This window comes from Marinobacter sp. NSM, assembly GCF_052380025.1.
Taxonomy (GTDB): domain Bacteria; phylum Pseudomonadota; class Gammaproteobacteria; order Pseudomonadales; family Oleiphilaceae; genus Marinobacter.
In genome coordinates this window covers 473327-490449 of sequence record NZ_JBQTCK010000003.1, presented here as the reverse complement: position 1 = coordinate 490449, position 17123 = coordinate 473327, and the positions used below count along the sequence as shown (strand labels likewise).

The following is a 17123-nucleotide window of genomic DNA, read 5'->3' as shown; positions in this document are numbered from 1 at the left end:
CCAGCCGAACCAAGGCATGGGTTTCCCTAGCCTGAGACTCGATGCTTTGGAAGGCTTGGCACCAGGCCTGGTGCAGCCGGGCCGGTAGTGCTGTTCGGGAGTATCTTTGGCCATGGATGGCCAAAGCTAAGCGCGCATGGATGCTTTGAGCGTCTCCCGAACAGCACTACCGGCTCGGATGCCTACTCCTAAGCCGCGTGCCGGAAAAGAAGGTAGAAGAATCAGGCCTGCTTCATCTTGTCAGTATAAGGCGGCCAGCCCAGCGGTTTGCCGGCAAGAACGTGCAGGTGGATATGGAACACTGTCTGCCCCGAATTTTCCCCGCAGTTCATCACAACCCGATAGCCATCGTCGGCAAAGCCTTTCTCTTTGGCAATCTTCGCTGCCACCACATACAGATGCCCCACCACTTCCCGATCATCCTCGGTGATGTCGTTGATCGTGGCAATGGCCTTCTTCGGGATAACCAGGAAATGCACCGGCGCCTGAGGATTGATGTCGCTGAACGCCAGGGCAACGTCATCCTCGTAGAGAATGTCGGCGGGGATTTCCCGGTTGATGATCTTGGTGAAAATCGTCTCTGACATGGTGGCTCCTTTTCGGTTGTCCTTGGGGTTATTGTTCGGTGTTAAAGCTGATTCAGACCCGGAATCCGGGAAGTAATCTGCCTGACCACGGCCGGCAGCTCCTCGTCCAGGCCCATGGCGTAGCGAGCTACACCGTTGCGGGCGAAGGGCAAAGCGCGGGCAGCGCCAAGCCCCAGGTTGCGGGCCAGGTGTACCGGCGGGATGGCGTTGCTGAACAGATGATAGAACAGGTCCATGGCCAGCATCATGCGGCGGTTGGCGGGTCGGCGTTGCTTTTCATAAAGTGCCAACCAGCGTTCACCGGCCAGGTCATCGCCGCTGCGGCGGGCCTCTTTTAAAAGGCCCTGCAGGCATTGGGCGTCCTGAAAGCCGAGATTCACCCCCTGGCCGGCCAGGGGGTTGATGGTGTGGGCGGAGTCGCCGGCCAGTACCACGCGGTTCAGGAAATAGTGTTTGGCGTGCTGTCGGGCGATGGGGAAGCTGGCTTTGGCGTCGATGTGGGTCAGCATCGGCAGGCGTGCCGGGAATGCCTTGCGGATTTCCGCCATCAGTGTGATGTTGTCCATGGCCTTGAGTTCAGCGAGCCTTGCCGGGTTGTCGTACCACACCAAAGAGCCCCAGGTTTCACCGGGGTATTGCTCGCCCGCACTGTGCAGGGGCAGGAAGGCTCTGGGGCCGCTGGGGTAAAAGCCCTGCCAGGTAATGTCCTCGGGCTGGCCCAGGTAGCGGACCGAAATCACCATGGCTTGTTGTTCGTACTGGTCACGGGTCACGCCAATGCCGGCCAGTTCCCGCACTCTGGACATCGCGCCGTCGGCCCCGACAATCAGTTGGGCGCTCAGTTCTGTACCATCGTCCAGGGTGATCGTTGCACGCTCGGCATTCTGTGTCAGCGCCTTGAGCCCCTGGCCGGTAATCAGCGTGACGTCGGGTTCGTCCTGTAGGGTTTGCCACAGGGCGTTCTGGGTGATGCTGTTTTCGACGATATGGCCCAGATGGCTTGCGCCGAGATCGGCCGCACTGAATTCCACTTCGGTCAACGAGCCGGGCAGCAGACGGCTGAGTGGGTGCGGGGTCTCGTCCCACACCGCCAGGCGGCGATAGGGTGTGGCGCGCATGGCCTGAATGCGGCGCCAGGCGCCCAGGCTTTGCAAATAGCGCTCGCTGCCGGCACTGAGCGCTGATACCCGGATATCGGGGCTGGCATCCGCGTCAAAGTCCGAGGGCTCGGCCTTGTCAATCAGGCCGACCGTGATGCCCTGCTGGCCAAGGCCATTGGCAAGGGCGGCGCCGACCATGCCGGCGCCAACGATGATGATGTCAAATGCTTGGGTCATATCCGGTTCCTGTCTGATGGCATCAGTTTACGCGATGCCACGAGCCAGACAAGCGACCGGGATCAATCCGCCGGGTTTCAGTACCCCGCGAGTCTGGATACGGTCTTTTCCTCAGTGGTTTCCGGCCGTTGACGGCCTTTCGTCAGCCAGGCCGGTTTCTGGGCGCCTGGCCGGGTGAAGCCCTGGTTGATCACCATGGGGTGGACCAGTTGCAGGAAATCTGCGGTTTTCATGTGAATGGATTCGGTGTGGGTGCCGGCGGCGAAGGCCAGTTCCGGCTGCTCCGTCAGCACTTCGGCGCAATAGACCGTCATGCCGAACAGGTTGCCGAACGGTGGCATGGCGCCCACCTCGCACTCGGGAAATCGGTCCTGGAATTCCTGTTCGTCGGCAAGATCCACGAAATCGGTGTCCAGCACCCGGGAGAGCCGATCCCAGCGCACCCGCCAGGTAGCGGGCATCACCAGCATGGCCATTTTGCCATCGAGTTCGATGATGACGGTTTTAACAACCCGGTCGCCGGCGATCTTGACGTGATGAGCCAGCTGCTGGGCCGTGAAGGCGGGGGGATGGGAGAGGCACATGTATTCCACACCTGCCTCGTCCAGGAACTCTGTTAACTGCTTCACCGGCATAGTCACAACCTCCTGACAGCATGGTCGGTGTTGTGGAGCCATCTGCCTTCCCGGGCCTGGCCCCGATGGCAAGAGGGGCGGGCGCCCCTTCTTACCGACAGCTTAGCCCAGGTTGAGCTGTTTGCGAGTATCCATCTGTATTTGTGTGTAACCGTTCGCGTCATTCGACCTTGTACATGTGTACATCGCGCTGAGGGAACGGAATGGATACGCCTTCTGCATCGAAGGCCTTCTTGACCTTTTCCTGCATATCCCAGTAGAACGGCCACAAGTCTGCGGATTTGGTCCAAGCTCTGACTGTCAGGTCAACGGAGCTGTCTCCCAGGCCGCCAACCACGATCAGGGGTTCGGGATCGTTCAGGGCGCGTTCGTCTTCCTCGATCAGGCGCTTGCAGATGGCTTTGGCCTTATCAATATCATCGTTATAGCCAATGCCGAAGGTCATGTCGCAACGTCGGGTTTCATAAGCACTCATATTGATAAGGCTGGCGTTTGACAGGCTGCCATTGGGAATAACAATGCGGCGATTATCGAAGGTATTGACCACGGTGTAGAGGATCTGGATTTCCACCACACTACCCAGAAAGCCCTGGGCTTCGATCACATCACCGACTTTGAAAGGTTTGAATATCAGGATCAGCACACCGCCTGCGAAGTTCGCCAGGCTGCCCTGCAAAGCCAGACCTATGGCAAGGCCGGCGGCACCGATAACGGCAATGAAGGAAGTGGTGGCAATACCGATCATCGAGGCGACCGAGATCAGTAGCAATACCTTAAGAACCGCGCCGATGAGCCCGCACAGGAATTTGTTCAGGGTGGGGTCTTTTTGGCCCAGTTTCTTGTCAAGAACCGAAACAAAACGGTTGATCAGCCACATACCCACGATCAGGGTTATGATGGCCAGCAACACCTTGGGGGCATAGGCCATGGTCAGGGCGACTGCCTGATCCATCCATTGGGTAGCCTGCCCGTCGGCACTGAAGAGGTCTTCCATAGGGGAGCTCCTTGTTCGTTAGTGTTTTTTGAGGTGTAACTGCCTGGACAATCGATTGCCGCAAGGGAATCCGACTCTACGCAGTATAGAGCACAAATGGATTAAACCTGCATTGCGTAGAGATGTTGTAATCGCTTTATTTCAGGAGCTTGTGGTGGTTTCTGGCGTAGTCGCGAATGGTTTCCGGATTGCCGCGTACAAGAATCCGCCCCTGTTTCTGGCTGAGCTGGTAGTCGTACATCGGGTCGTAGTAGTCGTTGAGCAGAGTTTCGATCCAGGCATGGTGGCCGTCCAGGGCGCCGTTCGCCTGCTGCTGGTCGAGCGCCTGGATCATCAGGTCTCGGAGCTGCTGGTAGCGTTCACCACCCAGGCGCCGGCGTATCCGGTCCAGGGCACTGAGCAGGTAATCCCGGAAGTTGAGCCAGCCGGCCTCTTCACCGTCTCTTGAAATGTAGTCCTGCAGCATGGCCTCTACGTAGTCGGCGCGAATGATCGCAACCCGCTCTTCCATGGGTTGTTCCAGAATCATCAACGGCGATTCCGCCATTCGTGCCCGCAGGGACTCCGGCAGGGCGCAGCGGCCGATCAGTCGGCTTTCATCTTCCAGGTAGATTGAGCCACCAGTCAGGTGATGCGCCTTCAGCATGGCAACCGCCACACGGTTCTCGAAGTCTATCTGGGAAGGTTGCGGCGTAACCTGTCGGCCAAAACTGGAGCCTCTGTGGTTGGCCAGTCCTTCAAGGTCGACCGGATTGGGCAGCCCAAGCAGGACACGGGTTTTGCCAGTGCCGGTGCGTCCGCTGAGAATCCGGTAATCACCGTTGGCAATCAGTTGGTCCAGGCTGTCGATCAGGAAACGCCGAAGCGCCTTGTAGCCACCCTTCACCAGGGGGTAGTCAATGCCTGCGTCTTTGATCCATTGCTGGGTCAGCCGTGAGCGTAGCCCGCCACGAAAGCAGAAAAGGTATCCCTCGGTGTGTCTGGCGATGAAGCGGTTCCAGGCCTCTATGCGCTGCGCCTTGATGTCGCCTGAGACCAGTTGATGGCCCAGCTTGATGGCTTCGTCCTGACCTTTCTCCTTGTAGCAGATACCCACCCGGTGCCGTTCTTCATCGTTCATCAGCGGTGCATTTTCAGCACAGGGAAAACTGCCTTTGGCAAACTCCACCGGTGCCCGCACATCCATTAACGGGATGTCGTTCAGGAACAGGTTGAGGTAGTCATCGGTGTCGGGTCTGCTGGCCATTTCCACGAGTCGCTGTTACTCAGAGTGAGGCGGCAGTATACCGGACTGTTGATATCCCGGCCAAAGGGTACAATGCCGCCTCGGAAACGGCCTGAAAGGACCAGTGATGAATCCGGAAACACTCAATCTGCACTTGCGCAAAACCCTTAGTCGCGGCCGGGTGGCCCAATCGGCGCCGGCCGGCTGCCCGAGTTTGCCGCTCTATCTGTTTGATCCATCGGTGCTTGAGGGGCCGTTGAGCCATGATGAGGCTCAGGCCGTGGTGGCTGAACCAGCGTACTGGTCGTTTTGCTGGGCCAGTGGCCAGGTGTTGGCCCAGTGGATTCTGGACCACCCGAATCTGGTGGCGGGCAAAACGGTACTGGATTTCGGCTCCGGGTCAGGCGTGGTGGCGGTGGCTGCGGCGCGGGCCGGGGCGGCCAGGGCCATTGCCTGTGATATTGACCCGGCAGCACTGGATGCGGCTGCAGCCAACGCTGAGTTGAACGGGGTGCAGGTGGAGCTGTGCGCAGACTGGGCGCAACGGCCCGGGCAGCTGGACCTGATCACCGCGGCTGATGTGCTATACGACCCAGATAACCGGCCTCTGCTGGAGTCATTTCGTGCGGCCGCTGACCAGGTGTTGCTGGCGGATTCCCGGGTCAGGAATCTGGCCAATCCGGCGTATGAACAGCAGGCGGTGATTGAGGCAAGAACCTGGCCGGATCTGAACGAATTTGAGGAGTTCAATAAGGTGCGCATCTATCTTGCGCAGGGCAGCAGGTAGCAATGGGCAGGGGGGTGAAAAAATAAAGGGCAACCGTCAGGATGCCCTTTGCAGGTACTGAGCCGCCATCCTGAGCAGTTCAGATTTGGAACAGGTTGGCGCCTCCGTGCGCGGTGGGCAACTACCTTGTTGCCGGATCCATCACTCCGTTCCCTGGTGCCAGCGTCCGAGCCAGCCATCCGATTCGTTATCCCTTAAGCGAGGCGTCCCTGTTTCCTTGCCTCTCCCCACAATCCCTGCAGGGGTGCATCCAGTGCGTCATCCTTTTCCCTGTCATCCTTGACGTTGAACATCATACCAATCCCAACTTTGCAGGCGTGTGAACTGTGCACGATTCATTGAACACGAAACTTTGGGCTTTAATGTTTTTCATTGAAAATCATTAATATAAGTGATTTTTTTGGGTGAACGCTTGCGTCCGCGCACGCTACGCAGCTACAAGGTCTCACATGCTTGTAGGAAATATCTCACACGGAATCGGGCGAATTTCTCAAATCCAGCCGGCCGGCATTACGGATGCCGGGCCAAGGGAGCATGCCGATGGCGATGCCCAGGGCGTCCGCCAGTATGTCCGCAATGGAGAAGTCACGGTAGGGCAGGTTGGCTTGAACCGCCTCCAGGGCCAGGCCGAAGCCCAGCAGCGCCGGCGCGTACCAGAATGCGCTCAGACGAGGCCAGGCCAGCCGGGTGACTATGGTCAGCTCGATAAACGCAATGATGTGATTGACCTTGTCGTTGGCAGCCGCGGGGATCGGATAGCTGGAGCTGGTGGTGGCCAGGTAAAGGATGGCGGCCACCGAGACCAGCAAGACTGCCTGCCAGAGCCGGCGCATGCGCAGAAGGGTATAGACGGTTTGCTGAAATTGGAGCATTAAGTCATCCGGGCGTTGTTGCGGGCTGTGGGAACGATCATGACATGATATGCTTTGCGCCCCGTTTTTGTCATGGCAGCGGAGGATCACCAGCAATGCTCAACGGTAACTTTTTCAGAGGACTGGGTTATCTGGGCGAAGGTTTCAGGTTGATCCGCCTGCCTGGCCTGCGTCTGTTCGTCATCATTCCCCTAGTGATCAACATCCTTCTGTTTGGATTGATGTTCTATTTCATGGCGGAACTGTTTTCGGCGATGATCGCCGGCGCCATGGCCTGGCTGCCGGACTGGGCCTGGTTGCAGGCCCTGGACTGGTTGTTCTGGCTGCTTTACGGCGTGGTGATTCTGCTCATGCTGGCCTACGGCTTTGTGATTGTTGCCAATCTCATAGGCTCGCCATTCTACGGCTACCTGGCCGAGCTTACCGAAAAGCACCTGACCGGCCAAGAGGTCAATCCGGACGAAGGCTGGGCAGCCCTGCTGAAGGATACCCCGCGAATTCTCTGGCGCGAGGTTCAGAAGATCGCCTATTACCTTCCCCGCGCCCTGGGCCTGTTCATCATAGGCCTGATTCCTGTCGTCAACCTGGTGGCGGCCTTACTCTGGTTCCTGTTCAACAGCTGGATGATGGCGTTGCAGTACGTGGATTATCCGGCTGACAACCATAAAGTCAGTTTTGCCCGTCTGCGCCGGGATCTTGCGGCCCAGCGGCTGTCAGCACTGGGTTTCGGCTTGCCGGTGGCCCTGGCGGCCATGGTGCCGGTGCTTAATCTGGTGGTGGTGCCGGCTGCAGTGTGCGGAGCAACCGCCTACTGGGTGCGGGAAAATACATCGAATCAACAGTAACTTGCTTGCGGAGGTTTCTTGGAAACATCGGAATTTGTCATCGGTCAGCGTTGGGTCAGCCACAGCGATACCGCTTTAGGTTTAGGTATCGTCACCGATATCTCGGGGCGCAGAGTTACCCTGGGGTTTCCGGCGGCCGATGAAGAACGCACCTATGCCGTCGATAATGCGCCTTTGTCGCGCATTGTCTACCAGCTGGGTGAGGAAATTGAGACCTTCGAGGGTGACCGCTATGTGGTCCGTGCGGTAGAGGAGCTCCATGGCGTTCTGATGTACCACGCCGATGACGGCGAAAATATCCAGCAGATCTCCGAGGTAAAGCTGGCCGGTTCGGTCAATTTTTCGGCCCCGCACCAGCGCCTGTTCGCCGGTCAGTTTGACCGAAACGGCGCTTTCCGGTTGCGGGTGTCTACCCTTCAGCACCTGGACCGCCTGCGGGCCTCCCCGGCCCAGGGATTAATTGGTGCGCGCACCCAGCATCTGCCGCACCAGCTGTACATTGCCCACGAAGTGGCGCGCCGCCATGCCCCCAGAGTGTTGCTGGCCGATGAGGTGGGGCTGGGCAAAACCATAGAGGCTGGCCTGATCCTGCACTATCAGCTGCACACCGGCCGGGCCCGAAGGGCGCTGATTGTGGTGCCGGATTCGCTGATTCACCAGTGGCTGGTGGAAATGCTGCGCCGCTTCAACCTGCGCTTTTCTATTGTGGATCAAAGCCGCTACGACGACATCAAGGCCAAGGAAGACGATGTGGACGCGCTGGTAAACCACATCTTCGGTGACGACGACAGCGTCAACCCGTTCGAGGCAGACCAGCTGGTGTTGTGCAGTCTCGATTTTCTGGTTGAAAGCGAACAGGCCCGCAACCATGCCCTGGCGGCGGGTTGGGATCTGATGGTGGTAGACGAAGCCCACCACCTGGCCTGGTCGCCGGAGCAGGCCAGCCCGGAATATCAGGTGGTTGAAAGCCTGTCTGAGGCCAGCAAAGGCCTGCTGCTGCTGACGGCCACACCGGAGCAGGTGGGTGTGGCCAGTCATTTCGCCCGTTTGCGCTTGCTGGACCCCGCACGGTTCCACTCCCTGGACGCGTTCCGGGAGGAGGAACAGCAATACGAGACGATCAACAAAGTGGCGCGCCGGCTGCTTGAAACCCCGGACCACATCAGCCCTGAAGACGAAACGGCCCTTGCCGGCTGGCTGGGTGATGAACTGGAGGAGCTTCTGGCCCGGGATGATGCGCATCAGGCGGTGATCGATGCGCTGCTGGACCGGCACGGCACTGGCCGGGTGCTGTTCCGCAACACCCGGGCAGCGATTCAGGGCTTCCCGGAGCGCCAGCCGCTGCCGGAACCTCTGCCGTGTCCTGCCCTTTACGATGACTGCCGCTACGGCGATGTTGGCCTGGCGCCTGAACAGACAGTGCCGGAAGAACAATGGCTGGCGAAGGATCCGAGAGTGGCCTGGCTGGAGAAAAAACTGGCCAGCCTGCGGCCAGCCAAAGTGGTGGTGATCTGCGCCCGGGCTGATACCGCCATGGCGCTGGAGCATTACTTGCAGCTGCGGGCCGGCATTCGCAGTGCCGCCTTCCACGAGCACCTGAGCCTGCTGGAGCGGGATCGTGCCGCCGCCTATTTTGCCGACAGCGAGCAGGGCGCCCAGGCGCTGATCTGCTCGGAAATCGGCAGTGAAGGCCGCAACTTCCAGTTTGCCCATCACCTGGTTTTGTTTGATTTGCCCGCCAACGCGGACCTGCTGGAGCAGCGAATTGGCCGGCTGGACCGTATCGGTCAGAACGAAGCCATCCGGATTCACATACCCTACTTGCAGGGCACCAGTCAGGAAGTGCAGTACCGCTGGTTCCAGGAAGGGTTGAATGCCTTTGCCGAGAGCTGTGCCGTAGGTGTGGCAGTTCACGATCAGGTGGGTGACGAGTGGCAGAAAGCGCTGGAGGGCGATGACGCCGCTCTGGAACCCATGCTGGCGAGCAGCGCCGAGGAAACTGCGCGGCTCAAAACCCTGCTGCACAATGGCCGGGATGCCCTGATTGAGCTCAACTCCTGCCGCCGGGATGAAGCCGAAGCCTTGATTGCCAGTATCGAACAGGAGGAAAGCTCGGCCCAGGTCCGTGATTACATGGTGCAGGCGTTCGATATTCTGGGTGTGGATATTGAAGACCACAGTGAGCATGCCGATGTGCTCAAGCCTGGCGAACAATACCAGGCTGGCCATGTTGCCGAGCTGCCGGAGGACGGCCTGACCGTCACCTGGGAGCGCGAACAGGCCCTGCAGCGGGAAGACATGGCGTTCATGAGCTGGGAGCATCCGATGGTGACCGGCGTGATGGATTCTGTCACCAGCTCGGGCCTGGGCAAGGCCGCGCTGGCCAATCTGTCCGTGAAGGCGCTGCCGCCCGGCACCCTGCTGCTGGAAGCCTTGTTTGCCGTACACTGCCCGGCGCCGGAGTCCCTGCAGTTGACCCGCTATCTGCCGGTTTCACCGCTGCGACTGGTGGTGGATGTGAATGGCCGGGACCTGTCCAACGCGTTACCTCATGATCGCCTGAATGAGCTGTGTTCCAACATTCGCCGGCGCACGGCACAGGCTATCGTTCCGAAAATCCGGGCCGAGGTGGAAACCATGGTGGACCACGTTGAGCGACTGGCAGAGCCGCATCTGGCGCAGCTGCAGGCGCAAGCGCTGGCGCAGGTTGAGGCGGGCTTTGTTCCGGAGGTGCGCAGGCTGGAGGCATTGCAGAGGGTAAACCCGGCGATTCGCAGTGAGGAGATCGACTTTCTGCGCGGCCAGCTGGACGCGGCCCGGGAAGCGGTTGGGCACGCCAGTCTTGCGCTGGAAGGTATTCGGGTGATTGTTACCTCCTGAAGTGGACTAACTGGCTGAGTTGCGGGCGTTATCTGGCAACATGGCATCTGATAGAGTAAGTTGAACGTAACGAAGTGTTATAAGGCTTTGGTTATTGTCCAAAGACTCCAATCCACGGAAGACAGAGAGAACCTGTGATGACGTTGATACTGTTTCTGATCGCATTGGGCGGCCTGCTGTTTGTATTGCGCCGCGAATCCGGTGCAAAGCCTGCTATTGGTGTTATGGCGGTGGTGGGTGTGATCGCCCTTTTCTCGGGCTCTGGCTGGCTCGCGCTGGTGTTATTTGTTGGTGCGGCCGTTACCGCGATGGCGGGGCTTCCGCAGTTCCGGATCAACTGGCTTACCCCGCGGGTGTTCGCCATGTTCAAGAAGGTGGCGCCCAAGGTCTCGGAGACAGAAAAGGTGGCGCTGGAGGCTGGCACCGTGGGCTGGGACGGCGAGCTGTTTACCGGTCGCCCGGACTGGCATAACCTGCTGATTAACCGTCATACCGGGTTGAGCGACGAAGAACAGGCATTCGTTGATAACCAATGTACCCAGGCGATCTCCATGTGCAATGCCTGGGATCTGGCGGTGGAGCGGGCTGACCTGCCGAAAGAACTGTGGGACTTCCTCAAGAAAGAGAAATTCTTCGGCATGATCATTCCGAAGGAATACGGTGGCCTGGAGTTCTCGGCAAAAGCCCAAACCGCCGTGCTGCAGAAGCTGGCGGCCAACGAAATGCTGATGGTGACCGTGGGTGTGCCCAATTCCCTTGGCCCGGGCGAGCTGCTCGTCAAATACGGCACCGAAGAACAGAAAAACTACTATTTGCCACGCCTGGCCGATGGCCGTGAAGTGCCTTGTTTTGGTCTCACTGGCCCGCGGGCAGGCTCGGATGCAACGTCGCTGCCGGATACCGGCATCGTCTGCAAACAGAAAGTGGATGGCAAGGAACTGCTGGGCATCCGCCTGAACTTCGAGAAACGCTGGATTACCCTGGCGCCGGTGGCCACCGTGGTGGGTCTGGCGTTCCGGATGTTTGACCCGGACGGTCTGCTGGGTGACACCAAAGACTACGGTATTACCTGTGCCCTGATTCCCCGGGACACCGACGGCATGGAAATCGGTCGTCGCCACTGCCCGATCGGTACTCCGTTCATGAACGGACCCATCAAGGGCAAAGATGTGTTTATCCCGCTGGATTACATCATCGGTGGCCAGGAAATGGCCGGCCAGGGCTGGCGTATGCTGGTTGAGTGCCTGTCTGTCGGCCGCTGCATCACCCTGCCGTCTGGTGCGGCTGGTGCTGCCGCCTACTCCGTGGGCACGGCTGGCGGATTCACCCGCATTCGCCGTCAGTTCAATACGCCGGTGGCGGATATGGAGGGTGTGCAGGCGCCCCTGGCTCGCATTGCTGCGAAAACCTACATTGCCCAGTCGGCGGTGAACCATACCGCCAACATGATCGACCGGGGTGAAAAACCGGCGGTACCGTCGGCGATCCTTAAGTACCACCTGACCGAGTTCCAGCGTGAAATCCTGACCGACGCCATGGATGTTCACGGTGGTAAAACGGTTACCCTCGGCCCCCGTAACTATCTGGGGATCGGTTTCAGCGGTGCGGCGGTGTCAATCACCGTTGAAGGTGCCAACATTATGACCCGCAGCCTGATGATCTTCGGGCAGGGTGCGATCCGTTGCCATCCGTACGTCCTGAAAGAACTGGCCGCCAAGGATAATGACGACATCAAGGCGTTCGATGAGGCGTTCTTTGGCCATGCCGGCCTGATATTTGGTAACGCCGCCCGTGCGTTCACCCAGGCCCTGGGCGTCGGCAAGGCCGATGTGCCGTTTGACAGCGCTTCGCGCAAGTATGCCCAGGCCCTGGCACGGTTCAGCTCCGCCTTTGGGCTGTGTGCCGATGCCGCCATGACCACACTGGGCGGTGAGCTGAAAATGCGTGAGCTGATCTCCGCCCGTCTCGGCGACATGCTGTCCAACCTTTATCTGGCATCCATGGTGCTGAAAAACTGGCATGAGACCCAGCCAGTGGAAGGCGAGAAAGAGCTGATGCAGTACAGCCTGGCATTTTTGTTACACCGTACTGAGCAGGCCCTGGATCAGTTCCTGCAGAACCTGCCGAATCGTCCGGTGGCCCTGGCCCTGCGGGCGGTAACCTTGCCGCTGGGATGTCGCTGGGATACGCCTCACGATGATCTGGCGCGCAAGCTGGCGCGGGCGATCTCTACCGATACGCCCATCCGCAACAAGCTGATGGCGGGTGCCTGGACCGCCGATGGCGAAGGTACCGTGGAAAATCCGGTAGCCCGCTACAACGGTCTGCTCAAGGATTACGACAAGGCCGAGCAGCTCTACCGCAAAGCCACCAAGGCCTATGCCAAGGGTGAACTGCCGATGACGGCATTGCACCCGGAAGAGCGCTTTGAAGCGGCTCTGGAAGCGGGCATCTACACCAAGGAAGAAGCAGATTTCATGCGCCAGTATGAGCAGGTGGTGCTGGAGATGCTCACCGTGGATGACTTCCCGTTTGATGAGTTTGCCAGCAACAAGGATACCCTGATTGACCACAACCTGGCCTGACGGAGCAGGTTGCGGTGTGGCTTTCAGTGGTTGCAGTCAGCGTTGGCGCCGTGATCGGCGCCAACCTTCGTTGGGCGCTCGGCTTATGGCTGAATGCCAGTTACCACGCGGTGCCCTGGGGCACTCTAGTGGCCAATCTCAGTGGCGGCTGGCTGGTTGGCTTACTGATTGGTTTTTTTACCCAGAGTAACGCTCTGGCACCGGAATGGCGTTTGTTTGCCATCACGGGCTTGTGCGGCGCGCTGACCACCTTCTCGACCTTTTCCCTGGAAATGTTCGGTGCACTGCAGGAAGGCAAGTGGGCCATGGCACTCACCGGTATTATCGCCCACGTGGTGGGGTCTATTCTTATGACTGCCCTGGGCTTTTATACCTTCAGTCTGATCAAGGGCTGAAGGGTACGTGGGCGCCGCCGGAACTGGGTATGACTACCTACATAAATTATTGAAAAGCCCCTTGGCAAGCCGGGAATTCCAGAGTAGAGTGGTCCGTGTAGGAAAGATTAGCCAAGCAGTTCATGAATAAGACGTACCTCCGCAGTTAGTAGTGACCGTCCTGTTTTTGATCCCGCGAGTTCAGTTTTTCCGTCAAACGCTGACCAACACCATGAAGGTGTGTGGCAGCAGATAATATGATTGATTTCAGGAAGTTTAAGTATGTCTACTACTACCGGTACTGTTAAGTTCTTCAACGAAGCAAAAGGCTTTGGCTTTATCACTCGTGAAGGCGGCCCGGACGTATTTGTTCACTACAGCGCCATTCAGGGCTCTGGTTTCAAGACCCTGGCAGAAGGCCAGCAGGTCGAGTTCACCGTAACTCAGGGCCAGAAAGGTCCTCAGGCGGAGAACGTTGTTGCTCTGTAATCCTAACGGGATTCAGCAATAACCAAGAAAAAGGCAGCCTCGGCTGCCTTTTTTGTTGGCATTCCGGGCCGTTAACCCGGCCCGACCGGGTCAGCGAGCGAAAATCTCACTGTAGAATTGCATGGTGCCGTTCCAGGACCGGGCAGCAGCGGTTTCATCGTAGGCGATGGGCATCCCGAACTGTTCGGCAACCTTGTCTGCGCCAGGGTTGGTGAAAGAGTGGGTTACTCCGGGGAAGCTCACCAGTGTCAGGTCCACTTCCGCGTTCTGCATCTCCCGAACGAGGCTTGCCACCTGCTCTGAAGGCACCATCGGGTCGGCGCCACCGGTGTAAACCTGCACTTTGGCTTTTACCTTGCCAGCTTCTGCCTGAACCGGGCTGGACAGCGCGCCGTGGTAGCTGACCACCCCTGCAAGATCAACGCCAAGCCGAGCCATGTTCAATACCACGGCACCGCCGAAACAGTAACCCTGGGCGGCAATACGGCCAGCATCCACGCTTTCGTGGTTCTGCAGCAGTTCTTTGGCCTTCATGAAACGGGCTTTCACCTGATCTATGTTTTTGGTGGCTTCCTGCATGAATTCCTGGGCGGTATCCGGGTGTTCAGCCAGCTTGCCGTCACCGTACATGTCCAGGGCAAAGGCTGTGTAGCCTGCTGCAGCCAGCTTTTCTGCCTGCTCACGGGCGAAGGCGTTATGACCCCACCACTCGTGAACCACCAGAACGCCGGGCCGTTTGCCCTCGTCTTCATCATCCCAGGCCATGTAGCCGCTAAAGGTCTGGCCATCCACTTCATAGGTGACCGTTTCGGTGCGAAGTTCCGCGTTGGCACTGGCGCCGGCAATGGCCAGGGCGAGCGCAGTGAGGTGAGTTGTTTTTCTGATTCCAGGCATGTGGGTCATCTCCTTGTCTGGTTTTGGATTCCTTGTCATACGAGTGTTCAGACATACCCGATGAATACTGCTTACAGAACCAAATGATCTGAGAGCACCGGATTCGCGAACAAAATGGCATCAGGTGCTGCTTTCAACCTGACCGTTCTTGACTATAGTTAAGAACAGGAACGGTGATAAGTCTGAACTCGTTCAGGCACCGTATCCACCCATACCAATAACATCAATAACGAGGGGGTGGTCTATGCTCCTGTCACATGCGTTTGGTCTGTTTACCCACCCGGACCAAGAGTGGGCATCCATAAAGAAAGAACACGAACATCCAACCCGGCTGTATGTTGCCTATGTGGTTATTCTGGCAGCCATCGCGCCGATCTGTGCTTACATCTCAACCGCGCATTTCGGCTGGTCCGTCGGCAACGAGCGATTGATCAAGCTGACGGAAATCAGTGCGTTGCAGCTGAGCGTCCTGACATACATTGCCATGCTGGTGGGCGTCTTTGCCCTGGGCTACGCCATTAACTGGATGGCAAAAACCTACGGTGCCAAAGAGGAACACGTACCTTCTAACGGTATTGCCCTGGCGGCTTATTCCTGCACTCCGCTGTTCCTGGCTGGCTTTGCGCTGTTGTACCCGGTGCCATGGTTCAACGCGGCTGTGTTTCTGGCGGCAGCCTGTTACGGTGCCTGGCTGATGTATGACGGCCTGCCCATCGTGATGGGGATCGAGAAAGAGCGTGCGGTAATGTACGGCGGGGCCCTGCTGACCGTTGCCCTGGTGATTCTCGTTTCTACTCGTGTTGGCTCGGTCATTCTCTGGAACTTCGGTGTCGGCCCGGTGTTTGTCAGCGGGTAGTCGTAACCTGCCAATCATCAGCTATCAAAGGGGAGCTTCGGCTCCCTTTTTTTGTGACCTGGTGCCTGCCTTCCCCCAGTTGTCGGCATTTGCCACAGGGATGTCGCAATCCGGCAACGCGGTTTTCATCTGAGCAGTCTAGCGTTTGGTCTGCGGTCGCGAATCGGGCGGCCGCCCACAACAGAACAAGCTCAGAATGAATAATAAGGGGAACAGAATGGCACGGTTAACACGCAGGGATTTTCTGAAAGCCTCGGCCTTGGGGATGGGAGCAGTAGCTGTCTCAACCGGATTGGCGGGTTGTGTGTTCGATAGCAGCGTTGAATTCACCCATGGTGTCGCCAGCGCTACTTCTACCGATTCCGCTCCGCCAACAGCACATCGCCTGTTGGTACTACCATAACCCTCCCTGAGGGCAGCATTGATCAAGTGAAGCTGGCTGTTGTCTCGTGCTCCAACTATCCGGCGGGCTATTTCAATGTCTATCGGGAGATTGCCACCCGACAGGATCTGGACGCCCTGGTTCATTTGGGAGACTACATCCACGAATACAGCAGTGAGGCCGACAGCTACGCAGCAGCAGATGCCGAGGCATTGGGGCGCACCTTCCCGGAGGCCAATAATCTGGAGTTGATTACTCTGCAGGATTACCGCCAACGCTACCGCATCTATCGCAAGGACGATGACCTTCAGGAATTGCACCGCGTTATGCCGTTCATCGTGGTATGGGACGACCATGAGGTCACCAACGACACCTGGCGCGAGGGTGCAGAGAACCACAATCCGGAGCTCGGCGAAGGTGATTTCGGGGAACGCAAAATAGCGGCCTTGCGGGCCTTCTTTGAGTGGATGCCGATCCGCCCGGTAATAGAGGGTAGTCACGAAACCATCTATCGGAGTTTCCGGTTTGGTGACCTGGTTGACCTGCATATGCTGCATACCCGCATTATTGGCCGTGACCAGCAGCTGGATTACATGAACTACCTCGGGGAAGGCGGCCTGGATGTAGATGCTTTCCGGGCGGCAGTAGGGGATCCGAACCGCACCCTTTTGGGCGCCGAACAGCTTTTGTGGTTGCAGTCGGCACTTGCGCAGGGCACGGCCACCTGGCAGGTGCTTGGCCAGCAGGTGCTGATGGGGCGCATGAACCTGCCCGCCGAGCTGCTGATGGCCATTGCGACACAGAATCTGGAAAACCTGCCGGCATCACTGGCCGAACTGGCAACGCTGAAAGCCCGGGCGCTGCAGGGTAACCCCACACTTACCGAATAGGAACTGGCGCGGCTTGAACTGGCAGCATCCTATAACCTGGATGCCTGGGATGGCTACCAGCACGAACGGGAAGTGGTTCTCGCCACCGCCCGCCAACTGGACAGGAATCTGGTCGTGCTGGCCGGTGATACCCACAACGCCTGGGCCAACAACCTCCAGGATATTGATGGGCGACAGATAGGCGTGGAGTTTGCCACGGCCTCGGTGACCTCGCCCGGGCTGGAGGGGTATCTGGGGCTGCCGGCAGAGATGATTCCGCAAGTTGAGCAGGGCATCCGACTGCTGGTTGATGATCTGGACTACCTCGACATCAGCCAGAGGGGGTATATGCTGGTGACGTTCACCCCAGAGCATGCGCGCGCTGACTGGTACTTTGTTGATACCGTCAAAAGTCGCGATTATGAAGCCGACCAACAACCATCTGCGACCAGGCAGGTTTTGCCCGGCGAAGGGCAGCGCAGTCTGCAACTCCTGGCTTCATGATGCCGGAC

General features: G+C 58.5%; 15 protein-coding genes and 1 pseudogene. 9 read left to right on the top strand and 7 right to left on the bottom strand.

The window, feature by feature from the left end; translation table 11 throughout:
- Positions 1 to 221: 221 nt before the first annotated feature.
- The 5 genes from ACTZWX_RS09910 to mnmH form a co-directional block, all read right to left on the bottom strand.
- The gene (locus ACTZWX_RS09910) at positions 222 to 587 is read right to left on the bottom strand and encodes a histidine triad nucleotide-binding protein (protein WP_152439291.1); all 366 of its coding nucleotides are present in this window, start codon (positions 585 to 587) and stop codon (positions 222 to 224) included.
- 41 nt (positions 588 to 628) lie between these two features.
- Entirely contained in the window at positions 629 to 1924 is a 1296-nt protein-coding gene (locus ACTZWX_RS09905; RefSeq protein WP_444713779.1) for an FAD-dependent monooxygenase, read from the bottom strand.
- Between the two features lie 77 nt (positions 1925 to 2001).
- Entirely contained in the window at positions 2002 to 2559 is a 558-nt protein-coding gene (locus ACTZWX_RS09900; RefSeq protein ID WP_072676099.1) for an aminoacyl-tRNA deacylase, read from the bottom strand.
- 160 nt (positions 2560 to 2719) lie between these two features.
- Positions 2720 to 3553: a mechanosensitive ion channel family protein gene (locus tag ACTZWX_RS09895; RefSeq protein WP_444713778.1), complete on the bottom strand. Its 834-nt coding sequence runs from the start codon at positions 3551 to 3553 to the stop codon at positions 2720 to 2722.
- Positions 3554 to 3689: 136 nt separating this feature from the next.
- Entirely contained in the window at positions 3690 to 4799 is a 1110-nt protein-coding gene (gene mnmH, locus ACTZWX_RS09890; RefSeq protein ID WP_444713777.1) for a tRNA 2-selenouridine(34) synthase MnmH, read from the bottom strand.
- Positions 4800 to 4905: 106 nt separating this feature from the next.
- Here mnmH and ACTZWX_RS09885 point away from each other — a divergent pair, with 106 nt between their 5' ends.
- Positions 4906 to 5565, top strand: a complete 660-nt coding sequence (locus tag ACTZWX_RS09885; protein ID WP_444713776.1) for a class I SAM-dependent methyltransferase — start codon at positions 4906 to 4908, stop codon at positions 5563 to 5565.
- Between the two features lie 467 nt (positions 5566 to 6032).
- Here ACTZWX_RS09885 and ACTZWX_RS09880 read toward each other — a convergent pair whose 3' ends face one another.
- Positions 6033 to 6437: a VanZ family protein gene (locus ACTZWX_RS09880; RefSeq protein WP_444713775.1), complete on the bottom strand. Its 405-nt coding sequence runs from the start codon at positions 6435 to 6437 to the stop codon at positions 6033 to 6035.
- A gap of 95 nt (positions 6438 to 6532) precedes the next feature.
- On the opposite strand from ACTZWX_RS09880, the gene cysZ reads away from it, so the two are divergent.
- The 5 genes from cysZ to ACTZWX_RS09855 all read left to right on the top strand — a co-directional run bounded on the left by cysZ (position 6533) and on the right by ACTZWX_RS09855 (position 13610).
- The gene (gene cysZ / locus ACTZWX_RS09875) at positions 6533 to 7282 is read left to right on the top strand and encodes a sulfate transporter CysZ (protein WP_444713774.1); all 750 of its coding nucleotides are present in this window, start codon (positions 6533 to 6535) and stop codon (positions 7280 to 7282) included.
- Between the two features lie 18 nt (positions 7283 to 7300).
- Entirely contained in the window at positions 7301 to 10162 is a 2862-nt protein-coding gene (rapA, locus tag ACTZWX_RS09870) for an RNA polymerase-associated protein RapA (protein ID WP_444713773.1), read from the top strand.
- Between the two features lie 137 nt (positions 10163 to 10299).
- Positions 10300 to 12747 carry an acyl-CoA dehydrogenase gene (locus tag ACTZWX_RS09865; protein ID WP_444713772.1) on the top strand — a complete coding sequence of 816 codons (2448 nt, stop codon included), beginning with the start codon at positions 10300 to 10302 and terminating at the stop codon, positions 12745 to 12747.
- A gap of 14 nt (positions 12748 to 12761) precedes the next feature.
- The gene (gene crcB, locus ACTZWX_RS09860) at positions 12762 to 13142 is read left to right on the top strand and encodes a fluoride efflux transporter CrcB (RefSeq protein WP_061330859.1); all 381 of its coding nucleotides are present in this window, start codon (positions 12762 to 12764) and stop codon (positions 13140 to 13142) included.
- A 261-nt stretch (positions 13143 to 13403) separates the two neighbouring features.
- The gene (locus ACTZWX_RS09855) at positions 13404 to 13610 is read left to right on the top strand and encodes a cold-shock protein (protein ID WP_008172950.1); all 207 of its coding nucleotides are present in this window, start codon (positions 13404 to 13406) and stop codon (positions 13608 to 13610) included.
- 90 nt (positions 13611 to 13700) lie between these two features.
- Here ACTZWX_RS09855 and ACTZWX_RS09850 read toward each other — a convergent pair whose 3' ends face one another.
- On the bottom strand, positions 13701 to 14504 hold the full coding sequence (locus ACTZWX_RS09850) for a dienelactone hydrolase family protein (protein ID WP_152439282.1): 804 nt from the start codon (positions 14502 to 14504) through the stop codon (positions 13701 to 13703).
- Positions 14505 to 14748: 244 nt separating this feature from the next.
- On the opposite strand from ACTZWX_RS09850, the gene ACTZWX_RS09845 reads away from it, so the two are divergent.
- The 3 genes and pseudogenes from ACTZWX_RS09845 (at position 14749) to ACTZWX_RS09835 (ending at position 17115) form a co-directional block, all read left to right on the top strand.
- Entirely contained in the window at positions 14749 to 15360 is a 612-nt protein-coding gene (locus tag ACTZWX_RS09845) for a Yip1 family protein (RefSeq protein WP_072676108.1), read from the top strand.
- A 196-nt stretch (positions 15361 to 15556) separates the two neighbouring features.
- A complete protein-coding gene (locus ACTZWX_RS09840) occupies positions 15557 to 15763 on the top strand; it encodes a twin-arginine translocation signal domain-containing protein (RefSeq protein WP_444713771.1) in 207 nt (68 codons plus the stop codon).
- A 26-nt stretch (positions 15764 to 15789) separates the two neighbouring features.
- Positions 15790 to 17115 (top strand): annotated as a pseudogene (locus tag ACTZWX_RS09835) (alkaline phosphatase D family protein).
- Positions 17116 to 17123: the final 8 nt, after the last annotated feature.

What these genes read in the sequence shown, in the direction of transcription:
- ACTZWX_RS09885 (WP_444713776.1), top strand. Translation starts at nt 4,906, where the DNA reads ATGAATCCGGAAACACTCAATCTGCACTTGCGCAAAACCCTTAGTCGC.
- ACTZWX_RS09905 (WP_444713779.1), bottom strand. Translation starts at nt 1,924, where the DNA reads ATGACCCAAGCATTTGACATCATCATCGTTGGCGCCGGCATGGTCGGC.
- ACTZWX_RS09900 (WP_072676099.1), bottom strand. Translation starts at nt 2,559, where the DNA reads ATGCCGGTGAAGCAGTTAACAGAGTTCCTGGACGAGGCAGGTGTGGAA.
- mnmH (WP_444713777.1), bottom strand. Translation starts at nt 4,799, where the DNA reads ATGGCCAGCAGACCCGACACCGATGACTACCTCAACCTGTTCCTGAAC.
- ACTZWX_RS09840 (WP_444713771.1), top strand. Translation starts at nt 15,557, where the DNA reads ATGAATAATAAGGGGAACAGAATGGCACGGTTAACACGCAGGGATTTT.
- ACTZWX_RS09850 (WP_152439282.1), bottom strand. Translation starts at nt 14,504, where the DNA reads ATGCCTGGAATCAGAAAAACAACTCACCTCACTGCGCTCGCCCTGGCC.
- ACTZWX_RS09855 (WP_008172950.1), top strand. Translation starts at nt 13,404, where the DNA reads ATGTCTACTACTACCGGTACTGTTAAGTTCTTCAACGAAGCAAAAGGC.
- cysZ (WP_444713774.1), top strand. Translation starts at nt 6,533, where the DNA reads ATGCTCAACGGTAACTTTTTCAGAGGACTGGGTTATCTGGGCGAAGGT.
- ACTZWX_RS09910 (WP_152439291.1), bottom strand. Translation starts at nt 587, where the DNA reads ATGTCAGAGACGATTTTCACCAAGATCATCAACCGGGAAATCCCCGCC.
- ACTZWX_RS09845 (WP_072676108.1), top strand. Translation starts at nt 14,749, where the DNA reads ATGCTCCTGTCACATGCGTTTGGTCTGTTTACCCACCCGGACCAAGAG.
- ACTZWX_RS09865 (WP_444713772.1), top strand. Translation starts at nt 10,300, where the DNA reads ATGACGTTGATACTGTTTCTGATCGCATTGGGCGGCCTGCTGTTTGTA.
- ACTZWX_RS09895 (WP_444713778.1), bottom strand. Translation starts at nt 3,553, where the DNA reads ATGGAAGACCTCTTCAGTGCCGACGGGCAGGCTACCCAATGGATGGAT.
- ACTZWX_RS09880 (WP_444713775.1), bottom strand. Translation starts at nt 6,437, where the DNA reads ATGCTCCAATTTCAGCAAACCGTCTATACCCTTCTGCGCATGCGCCGG.